Origin of the sequence: Fibrivirga algicola, assembly GCF_011742925.1 — a bacterium.
Lineage (GTDB): Bacteria > Bacteroidota > Bacteroidia > Cytophagales > Spirosomataceae > Fibrella > Fibrella algicola.
Genome location: NZ_WAEL01000001.1, coordinates 81300 through 99992 on the forward strand (window position 1 = coordinate 81300; position 18693 = coordinate 99992).

The window sequence follows — 18693 nt, forward strand, 5'->3', positions numbered from 1 at the left end:
CAGCGCCCATGCACTACCCCATCTACCTGGATTACAACGCCACTACACCCGTTGATCAGCGAGTGCTCGACGTGATGTTGCCTTACCTGACTACGCATTTTGGTAACGCGGCCTCTCGAACGCACGTATTTGGCCTGAAAGCCGAAGAAGGCGTTGATCGGGCGCGGCGACAGGTAGCGGCCCTGCTGGGTGCCCTGCCCAACGAACTGGTGTTTACCAGCGGGGCTACCGAGTCGATCAATCTGGCGCTGAAAGGCGTATTTGAAGCTAATACGCATCGGGGAAACCACATCATCACCGTTGCCACCGAGCATAAGGCCGTGCTGGACACCTGCCAGCATTTGGAACAACTTGGGGCCGAGGTAACGTACCTGCCTCCCGGCGCCGATGGGCTTATTTCGGTTGAGCAGGTGGCGGCGGCGCTTCGCCCGGATACCATACTGATCTCGGTAATGCTGGCCAACAACGAAACGGGCGTTATACAGCCGCTGGCCGACATTGCTGCCCTGGCGAAGCAACACAATAGCCTGGTGCATACCGACGCTACCCAGGCGGTTGGCAAGCTGCCTATCAACCTGGCTGATCTGCCAGTTGATCTGCTTAGTTTCTCAGGCCATAAATTCTACGCCCCTAAAGGCATTGGCGGCTTGTTCGTTCGGCAAAAAACGCGTCTTGTTGCTCAACAGGATGGGGGGCGGCACGAGCGTGGCCGCCGGTCGGGTACGCTGAACGTACCCGGCATTGTGGCAATGGGGCAAGCTGCCGAATTGGCTCAAACCCTGCTGGTCGATGAATCCAGCCGTCTCACCCAACTACGCGATCGGCTGGAAGCGGGTATCCTCGCCCAACTGCCCGGCGTGCAGGTAACTGGTAGCAAAAGCCATCGACTACCAAATACGACTAATCTGGCCTTCGCGCAGGTCGATGGAGAGGCGCTATTGATGAGCCTGAATGACATTGCCGTGTCGAACGGATCGGCCTGCACCGCCGCGTCTACTGATCCGTCACACGTGCTGAAAGCCATGGGCCTCCCCGACGACCTGGCCTATAGCTCGGTGCGCTTCAGTCTGGGACGTTTTACGACCGAAACCGATATCGAACAGGCAATACAGCAGGTAGTACAGGTAGTTAGTCGGTTGCGAAATGTCGTTTCGGCCGTTCATTGACCGCGATAGACCAATAGGAAGTAAAAAAACGTCTAAACGATCTGCCTTCAATACAGGCTCACTGGATCGCCTGATTATCCCCTGTAAAACCCTGATCTACCGTATAAGTAGGTCAGGGTTTTTTTATGCGCAGTCAATTTGTGTATACTCCTTCTGTGGTTGGGTTAAATTAATAAACGAATAGTACCATTTTTTGCGCCAGTGCTGATAAAGGTAACTTCTCTAACCTGCTACAAATAGAGCTTTGTTACTGATGATATACTATTTTGAAAAATTGATATTACGCCAATAAATATTTTGAATTATTAAATAATTTAAGAATTTGATATAGGTTAATTCGAATGATGTAGTAGTTTTAATGGCGGTCAGTAAAGCAATTTCCCCCAATCAATCCAGTCATTTTGTAAAGTGAATACGACAGGACCAGTCGCTAGCTGGTCAGTCTCAAGTCATTTTTTAGTGCTTTTTTATTGGAATAGTTATAGTTTATTCTCTCTCAATCTCTAAATACAACCCAACATGAATAGAATACTATCTGCAATCTGTTACTTGTCGATTCTACTAGGTTGTAGCCTTCTGGGGCACGCACAGGATCGAACTTTATCCGGACGGGTACTCTCTAAGTCAGATGGGACGGGCCTGCCCGGTGCCAACGTCATTATTAAAGGCACCGACCGGGGTAGCACCACAAATGCTAACGGTGAGTTTACGCTTAATGCCCAGCCAAACGCCACGCTGGTTGTCTCGTACATTGGATACAAGCCTATCGAGATCGCGGTTGGTAACAACACAAACCTGTCGGTGACGCTGGAAGAAGATGCGTCTATTCTGGGCGAAGTGGTGGTAACGGCCCTGGGGATTACCCGTGAAAAAAAGGCGCTGGGCTACTCGGTGCAGGAGGTCAACGGTAAGCAGTTAACCCAGGCGCGCGAAACAAACCTCGTCAATTCGCTGTCGGGGCGGATCGCCGGGGTGCAGGTAACGGGCTCAAACGGTGCTCCCGGTGCCTCGTCGCGGGTACTGATTCGGGGTTCTAACTCGATCGGCAGCAATAATCAGCCGCTCTTTGTTGTCGACGGGGTACCCATCGATAACAGCAACATTGGCTCTGGTACGGCAGTCGATTATGGCAACGGTGCCGCGTCGATCAACCCGGATGATATCGAGAACATCAGCGTGCTGAAAGGGCCAAGCGCGGCTGCACTTTACGGCTCGCGGGGCGCCAACGGCGTTATCCTGATTACGCTGAAAAGCGGTAAAGGATCGAAAGGAATTGGCGTTGCCATTAACTCCAACACCACCTTCGACACCCCGTTTCGCCAGCCTGAGTGGCAAAATGAATATGGGCAGGGTGCCAAAGGAACGTTCAGGTACGTTGATGGCCGGGGCGCTGGTATCAACGACGGTGTCGACGAAAGCTGGGGCCCTAAATTGGATGGTCGGCTCATCGAGCAGTTTGACTCGCCCATTGTCAACGGCGTTCGGCAGGCCACACCCTGGATTGCCCATCCCGACAACGTGAACCAGTTTTATCGGACCGGCCGCACGCTGACCAACAACGTATCATTGACCGGTGGCAGCGACAAAGGCGATTTCCGGCTGTCGTATACCGAATTGAGCCAGAATGGGATATTGCCCAATACCGATTACCGCCGCCGTACTGTAGCCCTCAACGCGGGCTGGAACCTGACCGACAAACTGAGCATTCGGGCGACGGGTAACTACGTAAACGATGGCAGCGACAACCGCACTAACTGGGGACTTTACTTTATCTGGTTTGGCCGACAGGTCGATATGGAAAGCCTGAAAAACTACCAGGCTCCCGGCAGCATCTACCAGCGCAACTGGAACGACAACTACTGGACCAACCCGTACTACCAGCTTAATGTGAGTGCCCGGGAGAACGCCAAAGACCGGTTGTTTGGTAACGTAGCCGTGACCTACAAATTCACGCCCTGGCTGGCGCTGACGGCCCGTTCAGGAACAGACTTCTATCAGGACCGTCGCAAAACAAAGAACGCGGCGCGTACTTCGAACCTGTTCGACAGCTACAACGAAGACCTGATTTTTGTGCAGGAATCGAACTCTGATTTCTTGTTGAACGCCAACCGTAAATTCGGCGATTTCGATATCACGGCCAACGTAGGTGGTAACCACCGCGCCAACTTCACCCAGCGCAACTACACGGGGGCTACCGAACTGGCCATTCCACGCGTCTGGAACATCGGTAACTCACGTCAGCGGCCCGTTACGGATGGCACGATGTACTCGCGCAAAGTCATCAACAGCGTGTATGCCTCATCGAACGTTGGCTTCCGGAACTTCCTCTTCCTGGATGTAACCGTTCGCAACGACTGGTCGAGCACGTTGCCAGCCGATAACCTGTCGTACTTCTATCCATCGGCGGCATTGAGCGCGGTATTGACCGATATGTTCAAGTCAAATTCAGACGTGCTGTCGTTTGCGAAAGTGCGTGCTGGCGTGGCCCGGGTGGGCAACGATACCGATCCGTATAACCTGCTGCAGACTTACAACTACGCCAGCGCCTGGGGATCAACACCGTCGCTGGCCGAAAGTAACGCTATGCTCAACGCGGCGCTCAAGCCTGAACTGACCGACTCGTATGAGATCGGGGCCGAGGTAAAACTGTGGAACAACCGCGTTGGCGTCGATGTGACGTACTACGATAAACAGTCGTATAACCAGATTCTGAACGTCAACATCTCTAACGCAACGGGCTTCTCGTCGAAACTGTTGAACGCAGGCCGCCTGCAAAACAAGGGTATTGAAATTCAACTGACGGGCTCACCGGTAAAAACGGCCAACTTCCAGTGGGACGTAGCCGTAAACTGGGCGCGGAACCAGAACAAAGTTGTTGAACTAGCCGAGGGGCTGGACACATATACCTTGGGCAGCGTTCGGGGGATGACCGTCGAAGCCCGCATCGGGCAACCGTACGGTACGTTCTTCGGGCAGGGTTTCCTGCGCGATCCGTCGGGCAACATCGTGTATGATAACAGCGGTTACCCGCGTGTAGACCCGGTTCGGCGCATATTGGGCAACTTCACGCCCCGTTGGATTGGCGGCATTCAGAACACGTTTACCTACAAAAACTTGGCGCTGAGCACGCTGATCGATGCCAAAGCGGGTGGTGATATCTTCTCGCAGACGATCAACATTGGTCGGTATACGGGCGTGTTGGCCGAAACAACGCTTGGCCGCGAAACGGGCATTGTTGGTCAGGGCGTTGTAAATACCGGAACGCCCGAAAATCCGATATACGTACCCAACACCAAATCGATCTCGTCGGAAGAATGGCATCACAAGTACTACCTGTTGACCAATAACGAAAACACGATTTTCGACGGTAGCTACGTAAAACTGCGCGAGGTTCGGCTGACCTACCGCCTGCCGGGCAAAGTATTCAGCCGCCTGCCTTTCCGCGATATCACCATTTCGGCCGTTGGTCGTAACCTGGCGCTGTTGTACAGCAACCTACCACATATCGACCCGGAAACCAGCTATTACAACGATGGCAACCTGCAGGGTATCGAAAACGGGCAAACTCCCTCAACGCGCTCCATCGGTTTCAACGTCAGCTTCAGCCTATAAATCACAGGTCGGTAGTCAACGGCCGACGGGCCTGAACGCCCCGTCAGCCGTTGACTAGGCGCCCATCAGATCAACTCCGAATCATGAAACGAATCATTTATTCGCTCCGCTATAAAGCCGCACTGGCTAGTCTGTTTCTGGGCATGTCTGCCTGCACCGGTGAGTTTGCCGAAATCAATACCAACCCCAACACCCCGACCAATGCCTCGGCCGACCTGTTTATGCCGCACGGTATTCAGACCGCCGTTGATGCGTATTGGGGTGGCTCATTGGGTATGGACGTAGGCGATGGCTTTTCGCAGCACTGGGCCCGGATTCAGTACACCGACATTGATCAGTACACCGTGACCAACGACGTTGCCAATACGGGCTGGCAGACCCTGTACATCGAGTCAATAGCTGACTACCAGCGTATTTATAAGATCGGTCAGCAAACCGGCAACACCAATTACCAGGCGGTCGCCGTCATCATGCGGTCGTGGGCTTTTTCGGTGCTCACAGATGTATACGGTGATATTCCCTACAAACAGGCCATTCAGGGCCTGGAAGGTACGTTACAGCCCAAATATGACGCCCAGAAAGACGTATATGCCGGTCTGGTCGCTGAATTGAAAGCAGCAGGTGAACAGATCGACGTGGCCGACAAGAGCAAAGCGATTGGCGGTGATATCCTGTTTAGCGGCGACCTGACCAAGTGGCGGAAATTTGCCAACACCCTGAGTTTGCGTATCCTGAACCGGATGCTGGGCAAGGCCGATTCGCCCATCGATGCCAAGGCCGAAATCGAGCGTATTCTGAAAGATCCGGCCAAATACCCGACGCTAGCCTCGAATGCCGATAACGTTCAACTCGTGTACCTGGCTGCCGCACCAAGCAACAACCCCGTTAATGAAAACCGCAAAACCCGCGACGATCACCGGGTTGGCGCTACGCTGGTTAACAAGATGAAGGCACTGGGCGATGCCCGCCTGGCCGTGTATGCAAACGCACCTGCCGATGGGGGCGATTACAAAGGCGTACCGAATGGATTGGCCGCCTCTGACGCCAACTCGCTGGGCCTTTCGAAGACGTCGAAAGTGGGAAATTACTTTGTCGCGGCCACAGCACCGGGTGTGCTGCTGAGCTACGCCGAATCGCTGTTCATCAAAGCCGAATTTGCCTATAAGGGCATCGCAGCAGCGGGCGACGCTGCAACGCTGTATACAGATGCCATCAAGGCGTCGCATAGCCAGTATGGGCTAACGGCGTCACCCACGTACCTGACTGCTAATACCTTCGCGGGGGGAACGGCTGGTTACACGCAGTTGATGGAACAAAAATGGATTGCGCTCTTCGGCCAGGGTGTGGAAGCCTGGACGGAGTTCCGCCGGACGGGTATTCCGGCCCTTACCCCGCCTGCCCTGAACACGAACCTCAATGTGATTCCAACCCGCTTGCCGTATCCCGGTTCGGAAGAGTCGCTGAACCGCGTCAACTTCAACGAAGCACTGACCCGGCAAGGTGGTCAAAATACGATGCGGATGAAGTTGTGGTTCGCTAAGTAATTGATTGATAATGGATTATTTGTAAAAATTATTGCTTCATTTGGCGCGTTACTTCGACTAGGCTCAGCGCTTACCTGACGAAGTAACGCGCCAAGTGAAGCAATACAGTACCTTCCCCAACTCATACAAGTATGAAAAACCAGTTATATACGGCGGCTTGTCTGGCGCTGTTTTCGTTGTCGGCTTCTGCCCAAAACGAGAAGGCACTTCTGAAAAAAGCGCACAAGATTCACGACAAAGCCTTCACCGTTGATACGCACGCCGATACGCCCATGCTCCTGTCGCGGGGTGGGTTCGACGTGACGAAAGACAACGACGCCCGCCAGACAAACAGCAAAGTCGACTACCCGCGGATGAAGCGGGGTGGTCTTGATGCCATTTTCTGGGCTGTATATCTGGGGCAGGGCCCACGCACCCCCGAAGGCCACGAAACGGCGAAGAAGAAAGCACTGGGTGTCTTCGATGCGGTGCACACCACGCTCAAAAACACGGCTTCGGACGCGGCGCTGGCTACCACGCCCGACGACGCTTACCAGATTGGGAAAACCGGCAAACGGGTGATTTTTATTGGTGTCGAGAACGGCTATCCGATGGGCCACGATATCAGCTTGCTGAAGCAATTTTACGACCTCGGTGCCCGCTATATGACCCTTTGCCATTCCAGCAATAACGACATCTGCGATTCATCGACCGACCCGAAAGGAGCTGAGTACCAGGGTCTGAGCCCACTAGGCGAGCAGGTAGTAGCAGAAATGAACCGGCTGGGTATGATGGTCGACGTGTCGCACGTGTCCGACTCAACGTTTTATGACGTCGTGCGGCTATCGAACGTACCCATCATTGCCTCGCATTCGGGGGCCAAGGCCATCTGTAATCACCCCCGCAACCTGACCGACGATATGCTGCGGGCACTGGCTAAAAACGGGGGCGTGGTCCAGTTAAACCTACTGAGCGATTACATCAAAACCATTCCTGCCAGCCCCGAGCGCGAAGCCGCCCTGAAAACGGTACTTGATAAATGGGGTGTTGCTGATCGTCGTGCGCTGATGGGGGCCATGAGCAGACTATCGGAGGAGGATCAGAAAAAAGCGCGCGCCGAGTTTATGGCTGTCAACCAGAAATACCCGATACAGCTGGCTACAGTGAAAGATGCCGTTGACCACATCGATCATATCGTGAAGGTGATTGGCATCGAACACGTGGGCATGGGTGCCGATTTCGACGGTGGCGGCGCACTGGCCGACTGCTTCGATGTGAGTCAATATGAGAACGTGACCATCGAATTAGTGCGGCGTGGCTATTCGAAGAAAGACATCGAAAAAATCTGGAGTGGCAACTTCTTCCGGGTCATGAAAGCGGTCGAGAAAGGAAAAAACCGGACACGTGAGTTAGCCAGTAAGTAGCGCGGGGCTGGCGGGGTGGTGTTACTTGTTGAGCGCCACCCGCGCAGCACCCAGTACCGCCAGCGTTTTTTCGTGTTGGAGGTATGTGATTACAGCACCAGCAGCCGGGTCAAAATTGGCTGGCAGAGGTAACGTAACTTGTCCACTCTCGGTGGCGCGAATGGTAGTAAAGGCCCGTACAACATTGCTGTGCGTTAAGGTGCGCCCTGCGTTTTCGCCTTTACGAACCACCGTGCTAACTGAATTACTCACTAACGCGACATTCAGAACAGCCCCCGACAACGTACCTGACAGCTTCGTCTCAACCCGCACGGATCCTCCTTCTTGAGCGGCCTTTGCTTGAATCGTAATTGGTGCCGGCTGGTTTAACGCCTCGGTCAGCAGGCTGGTCAGCCGGGCACGATTCGAGCCGACAAACACTTGTGTTCCATTCAAAATGGCCTGTGGCGTATACAGCGTTTCAAGGGCAAGCCGGCGGGCATATTGTCGTTGCCGGGCTGTAAACCGCGCATCGCTGAACGGGTCGCGCCAGCCAAGCCCATCCCAATAGTCGACGTGGAAAGACAGGGCATATACCGGCTGCTTTGCAGCAATTGCTTTATCTGCTGTTTCCATCAATAATCGGTCGGCGGGCGGGCAACTCGAGCAACCCTGTGAGGTAAACAGTTCGATCACCGCTACCGGATGGGTTGCCGTGGGTGCGTTCGTTGCCGATAGGGGGAGCGAGACCAGTATGCTCAGTAGTAATCGATTGATTTTCATGCTGTTGATTTAGGGTGAGTCTGTGCGGGCAAGCACCAACATGTAGCTTGCCTAACGTATCTACCTACAAGCCGACATGGTAATCGTATCCCCGTTCAGCCCAGAAATCGCGCGGACGATCGTCGGCAAAGGTGATAGTGCCAATGCGTTTGAGGTTTTTCACGCCATATTTCACCGGGATAATCAGCCGTAGCGGCGCGCCGTGGAGAGCAGTCAGCGGCTCGCCGTTCATCTCGTAAGCGAGCAACGTCTGTGGGTGCATGGCACTGGCCATATCGAGGCCAACGTAGTAGCCTTTATCGGGCGTTTCCATACCCAGGTAGTTGAAATAATCGCCCTCGTCGGCAGCCGGCTGTCCTGTCCGGGTACCAAGCTTGTAATGTGCTATAAAATCAGACAGCCGTGTGCCGCCCCAGTGCTGAATCTGGCTCCAGCCTTCTACACATTTGAAGTTGAACACCAACTCCTGTTTAGGCAGGGCTTTGATCGCCTCCAGGGGGATCATCAGCTTCTCACGACCGGGTTGCAGCACCTGTAGTTGCCACGTTGCCGGATCAAGCTCGGTACGGATTCCCTCGCGGCCGTTAACCCGAACCGCCTTGGCAGCCTGCTCCAGGTTAAACGTAGGAGCGAGGTGCTGGTTTGAAAAATAAGTATTGGCCACCTGCTCGTTGCCGTCTAATACGGCGCGCAATGGTGTTGGGATACCGGCCTCTTTGGGTTGTGCCGTGATGTACTTCCAGATACCCACCGGCACCAGACTCGCCAGGCCGAAGAGACCAAAGGCTTTTAGCGTGCGCCGTCGAATTTGCTGCTCGGCTGTCAGGGCTTCACGTTCGGGCATCTGCGGTTGTTGTTCGTTCGTTTCCATCGGTTTATGCCTGTTCATCTACTACATCAAAGCCCGTAACCATACTTCGAAAATTGTTCCACCCCGCCTTTACCACCTGCGCAATATGAATGACAAAAAACAGCACGTACCCAATCGTCAAGGCGAAGTGCAGCAGCCGGGCCGTCTCGTAGCCCCCCAGTAAGGTCGTTAACCAAGCCAGTTGGGTAGGCTTGTAAATGGCCAGCCCGGTGACCAACGAACCGAAGCCCATCACGATGATGCTGCTGTAGGCAATGCGCTGCGCAGCATTATATTTCTCCATTGGCAAGGGTCCTTTCCGAATACCCAGATCATGCAACACCACCTGCCAGGCTTCCCGAAACGAGTTGCGCCTGGGGAACAGGTGGCGCCATTCACCCGAAAAGAGCGTGTACCCTACATACAGGATGCCGTTGAGGGTGAAGAGCCACATGAGCGCAAAATGCCACGACATGCCCTCCGCCAGGCGTCGTTTCAGATGCAGTCCATTGAAAAACCACTCCGGGAAAAAGGTGATAAGCGTAAATCCGCCAATCTGAATTTTATACGGATGATACGCCCAGTAAATGAGCAGTCCGCTCCAGATCATAATGGCCAGTACCGGAAAATTTACCCAGTGAAACCAGCGAATAGCCAGCGGGTGCTTGTTGTCGACGATGCGTTTCATGGAAAGGTGGCTTTTTGCGGCAACGTAAGGCGGATTTAGTCCACATCATGCGCTCCATTTATAATCGTTTTGTAGCTGACAACGGTTTGTTCTATAAATATAGAGACAAGATAGCACCTTAATAATCAGATTTGTAGCGATACAAAAATGCCCCAACCTCATCGCTGTGGTCGGGGCATTCTACGAGTTGAGTAGACAGTGCTAATCCTGATTACTGTTGAGTTTCTCAAGCAGCATCCGGTTGAAGTTCCGTTCGGCTTTGTACAGTTCCTGTAGCTGGGTGGGGCTGATTACTTTCAGGAAACGAGACATATATTCGTCGTCGAGTTCGCCTAATTTCTGCTTGGCGCCGTTCACTTCTTTTAGCTTGCTCAGTACATCGGCATCGTTCGGGTTTTGCCGTGAATTTTCACCAGTAAGCTGGCGGATTTTACGGTTCAGATCCTTCTTTTTGCCATTGTACTCATTATAGATAGCCCAAAACTGGGGTGCCTGTTCGGTGGTGAGATTGAGGCGATTGGTAATGTAGCCAATCTTCTGCGACTCGATTTTTTGAATATCGCTCTGAGCCATGACTTGCCCGAGGGATACGGTCGTGAGCAACAGAAGTGCCAATAATAGGTGTTTCATAGGTGTGTTCTAGCTTGAATATTAAGAGCCCATGTCCGTGAGTTCGTCGCTGATATCCTGTGATTCCAAGTGTTGTCGGATAGCGTCTGATTTAATGTCGAGGTACTGGAGTGACGACGATTCTTCGTCGGACGTGGCGGCGGTACTTGTCTGAAGTGCAGTCACTTCGTCGGGGTTCAGCCCCTGCTCATCAAGGTAGGCTACAATCGCTGCGTCGCTAACGCCACTCAACGTTTCCCGACCGATCGAGTCCTGTCGTTGGGGCCAGGTTATCCAGACTAATGTAGCCACTAGCCCGGCTCCGGCCATCGAAGCCATCGTCCGTCCCCATGACCAGCTGATAATCGGGCCGGCCGATTGTGTTTGGTGGGCTACCCGGGCCTGTACCCGCGAAGCCAGTGTGTCGAAATATCCGTCAGGAACCCCAGCACCTACCGCTTCAAACGGATGCTGCCGCAGGGGGTGCCCTGCGTCGATCTCCTCAAGCCGTATTGGTTGTTTACTGTTCATACTTCTTTGATGCTCAGCCCGTGCCGGGGTTTAACGGTTGGTCAAAAAATCCTCAATCTTCTTTACAGCCAGGTGATACGATGCCTTCAACGCACCCACCGACGTACCTGTAATCTCCGAAATTTCTTCGTATTTCATGTCGTCGAAGTATTTCATGTTAAAGACAAGTCGCTGTTTATCAGGTAATTTAAGCAGCGCTTTTTGTAAAACAAGTTGTATCTCCTCACCACTGGGGTCATCACCCGACGTGACATAGTCGGCGTTGCTTTCGAGTTTTTCCATCAACTCGCCCTCCACATCGCCAATCGGCAGAAAGAACCGTCGTCGTTTCTTATTGAGGAAGTTAAGGCACTCGTTGGTGGCAATGCGGTAAATCCAGGTATATAACTGACTGTCGCCCCGAAACTGTTCCAGACTGGCCCACACCTTCACAAACGTATCCTGCACCAGGTCGTCGGCATCATCATGGTCGATCACCATCTTCCGGATATGCCAATAGATCTTCTGCTGGTATTTTTTTACCATCAGATTAAAGGCATAATTCCGACTTGACGGATCGCGGTATTTTTCGAGTAGTTCCTGGTCAGTCATTCAAAATGGGTTTGACGTTTGTGGTTTGTCGGTGCGCTGCTACGTAACAATCAGGTGCTACTGTAGCGCAACGACAAACCACAAACGTCAAACTTATTTCCGTGCTATTGCCCGTTTAACGGCATCGGCGATGTTAGCGGCTTTGAGGCCATATTTTTCCAAAAGCTGATCGGGGGTACCGCTTTCGCCAAAGGTATCTTTTGTGCCAACAAACTCCTGAGGACGGGGCAAATTCTGGGCCAATACGTGAGCGATACTTTCGCCCAGACCACCCCAGATGTTGTGCTCCTCTACAGAAACAGCACAACCCGTTTTCTTCACCGAGTTCAGGATCGCTTCCTGATCTAACGGTTTAATCGTGTGAATATTGATCAGGTCGATTTCGATGCCTTCTGCCGACAGCATTTCACCGGCCAGAACAGCCTCCCACACCAGGTTACCCGTCACAAATACCGAACAGGCATCACCTTCGTTCATATGCCACGCTTTACCAATCTCAAATTTCTGATCGGCAGGCGTAAATACGGGCAGTACCGGACGGCCAAAACGCAGGTATACCGGACCAACGTGCTCGGCAATAGCGATGGTTGCCGCTTTTGTCTGATTATAGTCGCAGGTGTTGATGACCGTCATGTTGGGTAGCATCTTCATCATACCCAGATCTTCCAGAATCTGGTGCGTAGCTCCATCTTCGCCCAGTGTAAGGCCCGAGTGCGATGCGCAGATTTTCACGTTCTTCTCCGAGTACGCTACCGACTGCCGGATCTGGTCATATACCCGACCCGTAGCGAAGTTGGCAAACGTAGTGGCAAACGGAATATGGCCGCCGATAGTCAGACCAGCTGATACGCCGATCATGTTGGCTTCGGCAATACCGCACTGGATAAACCGATCCGGAAAATCCTTAATGAAGGCATCAAGCTTGAGTGAGCCAGCCAAATCGGCGGTGAGGGCGACCACATTCGGGTTTGTTTTGCCCAGTTCATAGATTCCCGCGCCGAAGCCAGACCGGGTGTCTTTCTTATCCGTGTATTCGAATTTTTTCATGTTATTCTCAATTCGCCGAAGCGAGTGTTTGCAATTTATTCAAAAAATACCGCGCCGACGGACAGTTCGGGTGCCCCGCCGCACGTTCAATGCTGAAGCCGCAACGTTTCATGTTGTTGGCGAGCTTAGGTTTACTCTTCGGAAAGCGTTTGCCAAGCAGACGGATAATCTCATCTAGCGGTTCAACGTACCCTTCTGGTTTGTCGACTGGTTGATCAATACCTGTGAACGTACCTAGCGCTACTGTATCGGCGAGATACCAGTTCTCAAATTCCTTAACAGCTACTACCACTATTTGGTCGTCAAATGCCGGGACTGTTTGTTTGGTCAACGTGATACACTGATCGTCATCCAAATCGACTAACGCAATAATTCGCTCCACGCCCTTGTCCAGCAGAATCTGCCGATGTTTAGGCAGGAAGTTTGCTCGGTACTGCGTCTTACTGCCTGCAACAACCACGTCTACTAACTCTATTTGGTAGCTGTCCATCAGTGCCTTGAAATCGGATGAATCAAAAATGATCTTCTCTGATTCACCCTCGCATATGATGCCCAGCCTTACCATGGAATGCCACCGCCAAGAGCGTTTGACAACCACGCTTCGTCCATTGGTAATCCATGCAGGTTCATTCCTGCTACCTGCTTCGTCTTTGTTGCACCATCCACTTTATCTACCAAAATGATCTCCTCAGGCGTAAGCACAGACACTAACGATTGCGAATGTGTATTCAGCCAGATATAATGGCCATACTCCTCACAGGCAAATCGGAATAGCTGAACCAACTCCTTCGTTACTTTCGGATTAAGACCATTCTCAGGCTCCTCAATACAAAGGAATTGTGGTTTATCACTCTGGTAAACCGCAGTTAGTAAAGCGAGGATGCTTTTCGTACCGTCAGATATCAGATCTTCTGTGAAGTAGCGATCGCTTGATTCTTCAAGCCAACGTATTTCATCGCGATCATCAATTTCAACAGCCTTGAAACCAGGTACAAACAATTCAAGCCACTCGAAAATCTCTTGCCTAAGGGGGGCGTTGCTCAGTACACGCTTTAGAACAAGTTTAAGGTTGTCTGCGGAAAGCGATAGTCGGTCGTCGTCTTTGTATGTGAACTTGACCAAACCATGGTTGCCTACGAATAGCCGTGAGAAGTTTGCCAGAAATTGATCTATGTCTTGCCTCTTTCCAATTGCCTTCTCTGTGTTACCATCGGTTATCTCAGGTCCAATGACGCGGTAAGCTGAAACTTGATTTTCATCGCCCTTTAGTTTTAACTCCAGAGACACCGAATCTAAAACGGCTAATGCATTTACTGTTTTCTTGCTAGCTCTCCGGTTAACAAACTTGTCCGTTCCACCAAACATACTTTCCAGCAAGCCGCTCGCTTTTGTGGCTAGATTCATAAACTCCAACGCCTCGAAGATATTCGATTTGCCCGCGCCGTTTGGGCCGACAAAGACCGTGAACGGATTCGGATTCTCAAGTTCAATTTTTTCAATTGACTTGAAATTTTCGATGACGAGGCGTTTGATATTCATTGAATGCGGCGTACCGTACGGCTACCGTAGAGACGCAAGATTTTGCGTCTCTACACACGTCAGCAATTTTTAATAGTCCTCCATGCCTGTGTATTCAGGCAGTTGGCCGAGGGCGTTGGCCATTTGTTCGGGGTTGAGGGCGGTACCGTGCCACTTGTAATTACCCGCCATGAAGTCGACACCGTAGCCCATCAGGGTGTGCATCAGAATCAGCGTGGGTACTTCGGGATCAAATTTGGCATCTTTCAGGGTCTTGATGATATCACCCATGTCGTTGCCCTGCATTTCGGTCACGTTCCAGCCAAAGGCTTTGTATTTCGCGGCCAGGTCGCGGTTATCGTTGACGCCCATGGTGGTGCCGTCGATCTGCGCGAGGTTGTAGTCGATGATGGCCGTGAGGTTGCCAAGTTTTTTGTTGGGGGCAAACTGAGCCGCCTCCCAAACCTGACCTTCCTGCTGCTCACCGTCGCCCATCAGCACATAGACATGCTTGTCGTCTTTGTTCAGTTTCTTGGCAAAAGCCGCACCGGCTGCTACCGATAGACCCTGTCCCAGTGAACCCGACGCAATACGAACGCCCGGCAGGTGCTCAGCGGTGGTGGGGTGACCCTGCAACCGGCTGTCCAGTTTGCGGAAGGTAGCCAGTTCCGACACAGGGAAATAACCCGTGCGGGCCAGTACCGAATAGAATACCGGCGAAATGTGACCATTCGAGAGGAAGAACAGGTCTTCGTCTTTGCCATCCATCTCAAAAACAGGTTTGCCGTCGGCATCCAGCTTCTTGCGAAGGACGTCGAAATAAAGGGCCACAAACAGGTCTGTGCAGCCTAATGAACCGCCTGGGTGTCCTGAATTAACGGCAGATACCATCCGCAGAATATCGCGACGTACCTGCGAAGCAATGTGCTCAAGTTGTTGTATTTCCATAGTCTTAAAGGCCGTTTACCGTTTACTGGCTGCTGATTACTAGTATGCTGCTCAGTAGCGAAGCCATAGTAAGGAGTAGCCCGTAAACGGTAAACTATGTCAAAATTTGCGTTGCGTGATTTTTTGTGTCAACTTTTTCAATGATGTCGGTGATCAGGCCGTTCTCGTCGATGATGAATGTTTTTCGAACAGTGCCCATGTAGGTACGTCCGTACATCGATTTCTCCTGCCACACACCATATGCCTCTACGACCGACTGGTCGGTGTCGGCCACCAGCGAAAAGGGTAGATCGTATTTGGTAATAAACTTATAATGCGCTTTTGCCGGATCGATACTCACCCCAAGCACTTCATAGCCGGCTTTTTTTAATTCGGCATAATTGTCGCGCAGGCTACAGGCCTGGGCAGTACAACCCGGTGTGTCGTCTTTGGGGTAGAAGTACAGCACTACCTTTCTGCCCCGATAATCAGAGAGGGTCAATGGGTTACCATGCTGATCGGTAGTAGTAAAATCGGGGGCGAGATCGCCAACGGAAAGAGTCATAGTCAGGAATTTAGTGCAAACATATTCAGCTTAGCGGTTCCGACCTCGTTTTTTTGGAGGCGCCTTCTTTACCGGCTTTGCTTTTGGGGCTGGGGCCGCTGCAATAGTTGTGACCACTTCGCCCACATTACCCGACCGGTCACGTACCTGAATAATCACCTCGGATTCTGGCTCGAACGGCGTTTCAGGGTCGAGCTTGTCTGACCAGATCAAGGCCCGCTTATAATCGTACTGCATCAGTATCCACTCCCCGTTGACAAATACCCGGAACTGATCGATGCCCGACAGGTCGTCGCTGATGCGGGCGCTGATGCCTTTACCCGTGACACTGACTACCCGGATGGCGGGGGGCGTTACATCGGTCAGCAGGCCAAACTTACCCAGTTCGCGGGTCCGGAATTCGATCCGGTTCTTCGTCCAGGTACCGCCAACAAACCGTTGTCGACCACCGGAGAGTGCGTACATTTTCGTCCGCATGGTATCGATGTTGATCGGTGACGTGGGCGTGAATCGAATGTCGACGAAGTCATTCAACGGAACAGTATTCTGGTTAATCTCCAGGATATTACCTGCCGTTGTTCTGGTAGAGAGATACAACGTGTCGAACAGCGATTCGGGATTGAAGCGTAGGGTAACATTGCCAGCATCAACGGTCTGGGTGCGTCCCGGAATGATTGCCTGCCGAAAGTTGAGCGGCAGCCGGCCCCGGCCAACCTGAACTGAGTCGGGCAGCGTTTTGGTCAGATCGATCAGGTAAACCGCCTTGTTGGCGCGGGTGTAGGCAACGGGAAGCTCAGTTGTCTTTTTGCCGGTGAACAGCAGCGCATTCGGTGGTGCACCGGGTAAGCCCTGCACCGATAGCTTCAGTACGTTGTCGTCGGGAGTGATCGTGACGCTGGGAATCGCCTGTACGGTCGCTGCTGAAACGGCGGTTAAAGGTTGGTCAATACTGTCGGTCGCTATGGTCGCCGTTGATTGAGCAGCCGGAGTAGCCATAGACTCAGGTAGCACCATGAATCGCAGGGTAGTGGCGTGTTCGTAGTTATCGAATAGCGTGACCGTCACCTCGTGGGGTTTGCCGTCGAGCAGGGGGAGCTTGCCCCGGTAGGTATTGGTCTTGTACAGCGACAGCTTATTTCCGTCGGCCAGGTAACCCCGGTGATAACGCTGACCAGTGAGTTGCTCGGCTTCGTAGTTCATGTGCACGTTGATGAACCGTGTCTGCTCGTGCGGAAACATGTTCATGTTGTACGCAAATACCTCATTGCCGTCCAGCCTGATTTCCACGCAGTTCAGTCCGTTGCGGTAAGGCGACCCGTTGGCTTTATCATAGGCCAGCAATTCCAGCCCGAGCAGGCCCGAGCCCGAAATAGGCTGGCTGATCGTATAAGTGCCATCCGCCCGGCGAACGGGTGTGAATACCTGCCGCTGAAACTCGCCGTTTAACCGCGAATTGGGCGTCATAGTCCGAATGGCGATTCGCTCGAAGTAGGGGGGCACATCGTCTGATAGTTCGGGGAATCCGTACAGCAACGGATTCAGCAGGTTGTCTTTCGGGTCACGCACTTCAAAATGCAAATGCGGCCCGCCCGACCCGCCCGTGTTCCCCGATAGGGCAATGATTTCGCCTTTCGCCACTGGAAACTCGTTGGGCCTGGGCTTCAGGTCGATCTCGAAGGTTTTGTTGGCGTACTGGTTCTCACGCAGGTACGTACCCAGCGTATCGTTCAGCGTTTTCAGGTGACCGTATACCGTTGTGAGTCCGTTCGGATGTTTCAGGAAAATAACGTTTCCGTAGCCGCCCGTAAATACGGCAATGCGCGACACGTACCCGTCAGCGGCGGCCCGTACAGGGAGGCCCTCCACGCCGCCCGTTCGAATGTCGAGGCCGGCGTGAAAGTGGTTGCCCCGCAAATCGCCCATGCCGCCCGAAAGCGATCCTGCCTGACCCGGATTGATAGGAAACAGCAGATAACCGGGTTGAATCAGCGAGGGCAGTGGCTTGCTCGCTTGCCCAAACAACAGGCCGGGCAGTAGCGTCAGCAGGAGAATGTGGTGAACTTTCAAATCGTCAATCAGTAATGATAGGTACAGGCAAGAACGGCTTTAGTCCTCACGAGCGTCTGAAAATTTTACTTTACGCCAAAATTCAGCATCTCACGGCCTTCGAGAGAGGCCACCAGCCGATCGCCGATCTGTACGGGACCCACACCTTTGGGTGTCCCGGTAAATAGGATGTCGCCTTTCTGAAGCAGGAAGTAGCGCGACACGTAGGCGATCAGGAAATCGATCCGGAAGAGCATCAGGCTGGTGTTGCTCTGCTGGCGCATTTCGCCATTGATTGCCAAGTCAAAATTCAGGTTTTGCAGGTCGGCAAATTCCGTTTTTGGAATAAACTCCGAAACGGGAGCCGAGCCGTTGAAGGCTTTGGCCAACTCCCAGGGCAGCCCTTTCGCCTTAAGTTTGCTTTGTACATCGCGGGCCGTAAAATCGATGCCCAGGCCTATTTCATCGTAGTATTTGTGCGCAAACCGCTCTTCGATGTTTTTTCCCACGCGGTTGATCTTCACCAGTACCTCAACTTCGTGGTGAACGTCGGTTGAGAAATCGGGGTAAAAGAATGGTGCGTTGCGGTACAAAATGGCCGTTTCAGGCTTCAGGAAAATGACCGGATCACCCGACTGTTCGTTGTTCAATTCCTGAATGTGCTCCACATAATTGCGGCCAACTGCAATGATTTTCATAGTGATTTGGGCGATTCGAGATCAGAATGCTCCTGGTTAAACAGAGAAAGTAGGCGAAGCGAACGCCTGCAAAACTAAACCATAACGCCGCCCGCTCGTCAAAAGCAGTAAACAAAACGGCGATTGCGACTGTACG

General features: G+C 52.6%; 17 protein-coding genes. 4 read left to right on the plus strand and 13 right to left on the minus strand.

The annotated features are described in order from the left end of the window. Positions 1–8: 8 nt before the first annotated feature. The 4 genes from F7231_RS00340 (at position 9) to F7231_RS00355 (ending at position 7725) form a co-directional block, all read left to right on the plus strand. Positions 9–1166, plus strand: a complete 1158-nt coding sequence (locus F7231_RS00340) for a cysteine desulfurase family protein (RefSeq protein WP_166690503.1) — start codon at positions 9–11, stop codon at positions 1164–1166. 519 nt (positions 1167–1685) lie between these two features. After that, positions 1686–4778 (plus strand): SusC/RagA family TonB-linked outer membrane protein, encoded by a 3093-nt coding sequence (locus F7231_RS00345; protein ID WP_166690504.1) that lies wholly within the window; start codon positions 1686–1688, stop codon positions 4776–4778. An 83-nt stretch (positions 4779–4861) separates the two neighbouring features. Beyond that, entirely contained in the window at positions 4862–6322 is a 1461-nt protein-coding gene (locus tag F7231_RS00350; RefSeq protein ID WP_166690505.1) for a SusD/RagB family nutrient-binding outer membrane lipoprotein, read from the plus strand. Between the two features lie 131 nt (positions 6323–6453). Continuing rightward, positions 6454–7725, plus strand: coding sequence for a dipeptidase (locus F7231_RS00355; RefSeq protein ID WP_166690506.1), 1272 nt, complete (start codon positions 6454–6456; stop codon positions 7723–7725). 21 nt (positions 7726–7746) lie between these two features. On the opposite strand, the gene F7231_RS00360 is transcribed toward F7231_RS00355, so the two are convergent. The 13 genes from F7231_RS00360 to F7231_RS00420 form a co-directional block, all read right to left on the minus strand. After that, positions 7747–8487: a DUF1223 domain-containing protein gene (locus F7231_RS00360; protein WP_166690507.1), complete on the minus strand. Its 741-nt coding sequence runs from the start codon at positions 8485–8487 to the stop codon at positions 7747–7749. Positions 8488–8551: 64 nt separating this feature from the next. After that, positions 8552–9358: a molybdopterin-dependent oxidoreductase gene (locus F7231_RS00365; protein ID WP_166690508.1), complete on the minus strand. Its 807-nt coding sequence runs from the start codon at positions 9356–9358 to the stop codon at positions 8552–8554. 4 nt (positions 9359–9362) lie between these two features. Further along, on the minus strand, positions 9363–10025 hold the full coding sequence (locus tag F7231_RS00370) for a cytochrome b/b6 domain-containing protein (RefSeq protein ID WP_166690509.1): 663 nt from the start codon (positions 10023–10025) through the stop codon (positions 9363–9365). Positions 10026–10226: 201 nt separating this feature from the next. Continuing rightward, positions 10227–10655, minus strand: a complete 429-nt coding sequence (locus F7231_RS00375) for a hypothetical protein (protein WP_085410577.1) — start codon at positions 10653–10655, stop codon at positions 10227–10229. Positions 10656–10676: 21 nt separating this feature from the next. Further along, positions 10677–11165, minus strand: coding sequence for a hypothetical protein (locus F7231_RS00380; RefSeq protein WP_166690510.1), 489 nt, complete (start codon positions 11163–11165; stop codon positions 10677–10679). A 30-nt stretch (positions 11166–11195) separates the two neighbouring features. Continuing rightward, entirely contained in the window at positions 11196–11756 is a 561-nt protein-coding gene (locus F7231_RS00385; protein ID WP_085410575.1) for an RNA polymerase sigma factor, read from the minus strand. Positions 11757–11849: 93 nt separating this feature from the next. Continuing rightward, positions 11850–12803, minus strand: coding sequence for a transketolase family protein (locus F7231_RS00390; protein WP_085410574.1), 954 nt, complete (start codon positions 12801–12803; stop codon positions 11850–11852). Positions 12804–12810: 7 nt separating this feature from the next. Further along, positions 12811–13401, minus strand: a complete 591-nt coding sequence (locus F7231_RS00395) for a DUF4276 family protein (RefSeq protein WP_166690511.1) — start codon at positions 13399–13401, stop codon at positions 12811–12813. After that, the gene (locus F7231_RS00400) at positions 13362–14342 is read right to left on the minus strand and encodes an AAA family ATPase (RefSeq protein WP_166690512.1); all 981 of its coding nucleotides are present in this window, start codon (positions 14340–14342) and stop codon (positions 13362–13364) included. Before F7231_RS00400 ends, F7231_RS00395 begins: the two co-directional genes overlap by 40 nt. Positions 14343–14411: 69 nt before the next feature. Beyond that, positions 14412–15269: a transketolase gene (locus tag F7231_RS00405; protein ID WP_166690513.1), complete on the minus strand. Its 858-nt coding sequence runs from the start codon at positions 15267–15269 to the stop codon at positions 14412–14414. Between the two features lie 94 nt (positions 15270–15363). Then, positions 15364–15813: a thioredoxin-dependent thiol peroxidase gene (gene bcp, locus F7231_RS00410; protein WP_085410570.1), complete on the minus strand. Its 450-nt coding sequence runs from the start codon at positions 15811–15813 to the stop codon at positions 15364–15366. 30 nt (positions 15814–15843) lie between these two features. Continuing rightward, positions 15844–17736 (minus strand): M23 family metallopeptidase, encoded by a 1893-nt coding sequence (locus F7231_RS00415; protein WP_166691160.1) that lies wholly within the window; start codon positions 17734–17736, stop codon positions 15844–15846. A gap of 209 nt (positions 17737–17945) precedes the next feature. Further along, positions 17946–18557, minus strand: coding sequence for a fumarylacetoacetate hydrolase family protein (locus F7231_RS00420; RefSeq protein WP_166690514.1), 612 nt, complete (start codon positions 18555–18557; stop codon positions 17946–17948). Positions 18558–18693: the final 136 nt, after the last annotated feature.

Coding starts and splice junctions, on each gene's coding strand:
- F7231_RS00350 (WP_166690505.1), top strand. CDS start 4,862: ATGAAACGAATCATTTATTCGCTCCGCTATAAAGCCGCACTGGCTAGT.
- bcp (WP_085410570.1), bottom strand. CDS start 15,813: ATGACTCTTTCCGTTGGCGATCTCGCCCCCGATTTTACTACTACCGAT.
- F7231_RS00420 (WP_166690514.1), bottom strand. CDS start 18,557: ATGAAAATCATTGCAGTTGGCCGCAATTATGTGGAGCACATTCAGGAA.
- F7231_RS00390 (WP_085410574.1), bottom strand. CDS start 12,803: ATGAAAAAATTCGAATACACGGATAAGAAAGACACCCGGTCTGGCTTC.
- F7231_RS00345 (WP_166690504.1), top strand. CDS start 1,686: ATGAATAGAATACTATCTGCAATCTGTTACTTGTCGATTCTACTAGGT.
- F7231_RS00355 (WP_166690506.1), top strand. CDS start 6,454: ATGAAAAACCAGTTATATACGGCGGCTTGTCTGGCGCTGTTTTCGTTG.
- F7231_RS00375 (WP_085410577.1), bottom strand. CDS start 10,655: ATGAAACACCTATTATTGGCACTTCTGTTGCTCACGACCGTATCCCTC.
- F7231_RS00400 (WP_166690512.1), bottom strand. CDS start 14,342: ATGAATATCAAACGCCTCGTCATCGAAAATTTCAAGTCAATTGAAAAA.
- F7231_RS00360 (WP_166690507.1), bottom strand. CDS start 8,487: ATGAAAATCAATCGATTACTACTGAGCATACTGGTCTCGCTCCCCCTA.
- F7231_RS00380 (WP_166690510.1), bottom strand. CDS start 11,165: ATGAACAGTAAACAACCAATACGGCTTGAGGAGATCGACGCAGGGCAC.
- F7231_RS00370 (WP_166690509.1), bottom strand. CDS start 10,025: ATGAAACGCATCGTCGACAACAAGCACCCGCTGGCTATTCGCTGGTTT.
- F7231_RS00385 (WP_085410575.1), bottom strand. CDS start 11,756: ATGACTGACCAGGAACTACTCGAAAAATACCGCGATCCGTCAAGTCGG.
- F7231_RS00340 (WP_166690503.1), top strand. CDS start 9: ATGCACTACCCCATCTACCTGGATTACAACGCCACTACACCCGTTGAT.
- F7231_RS00415 (WP_166691160.1), bottom strand. CDS start 17,736: ATGGGCGATTTGCGGGGCAACCACTTTCACGCCGGCCTCGACATTCGA.
- F7231_RS00365 (WP_166690508.1), bottom strand. CDS start 9,358: ATGGAAACGAACGAACAACAACCGCAGATGCCCGAACGTGAAGCCCTG.
- F7231_RS00405 (WP_166690513.1), bottom strand. CDS start 15,269: ATGGAAATACAACAACTTGAGCACATTGCTTCGCAGGTACGTCGCGAT.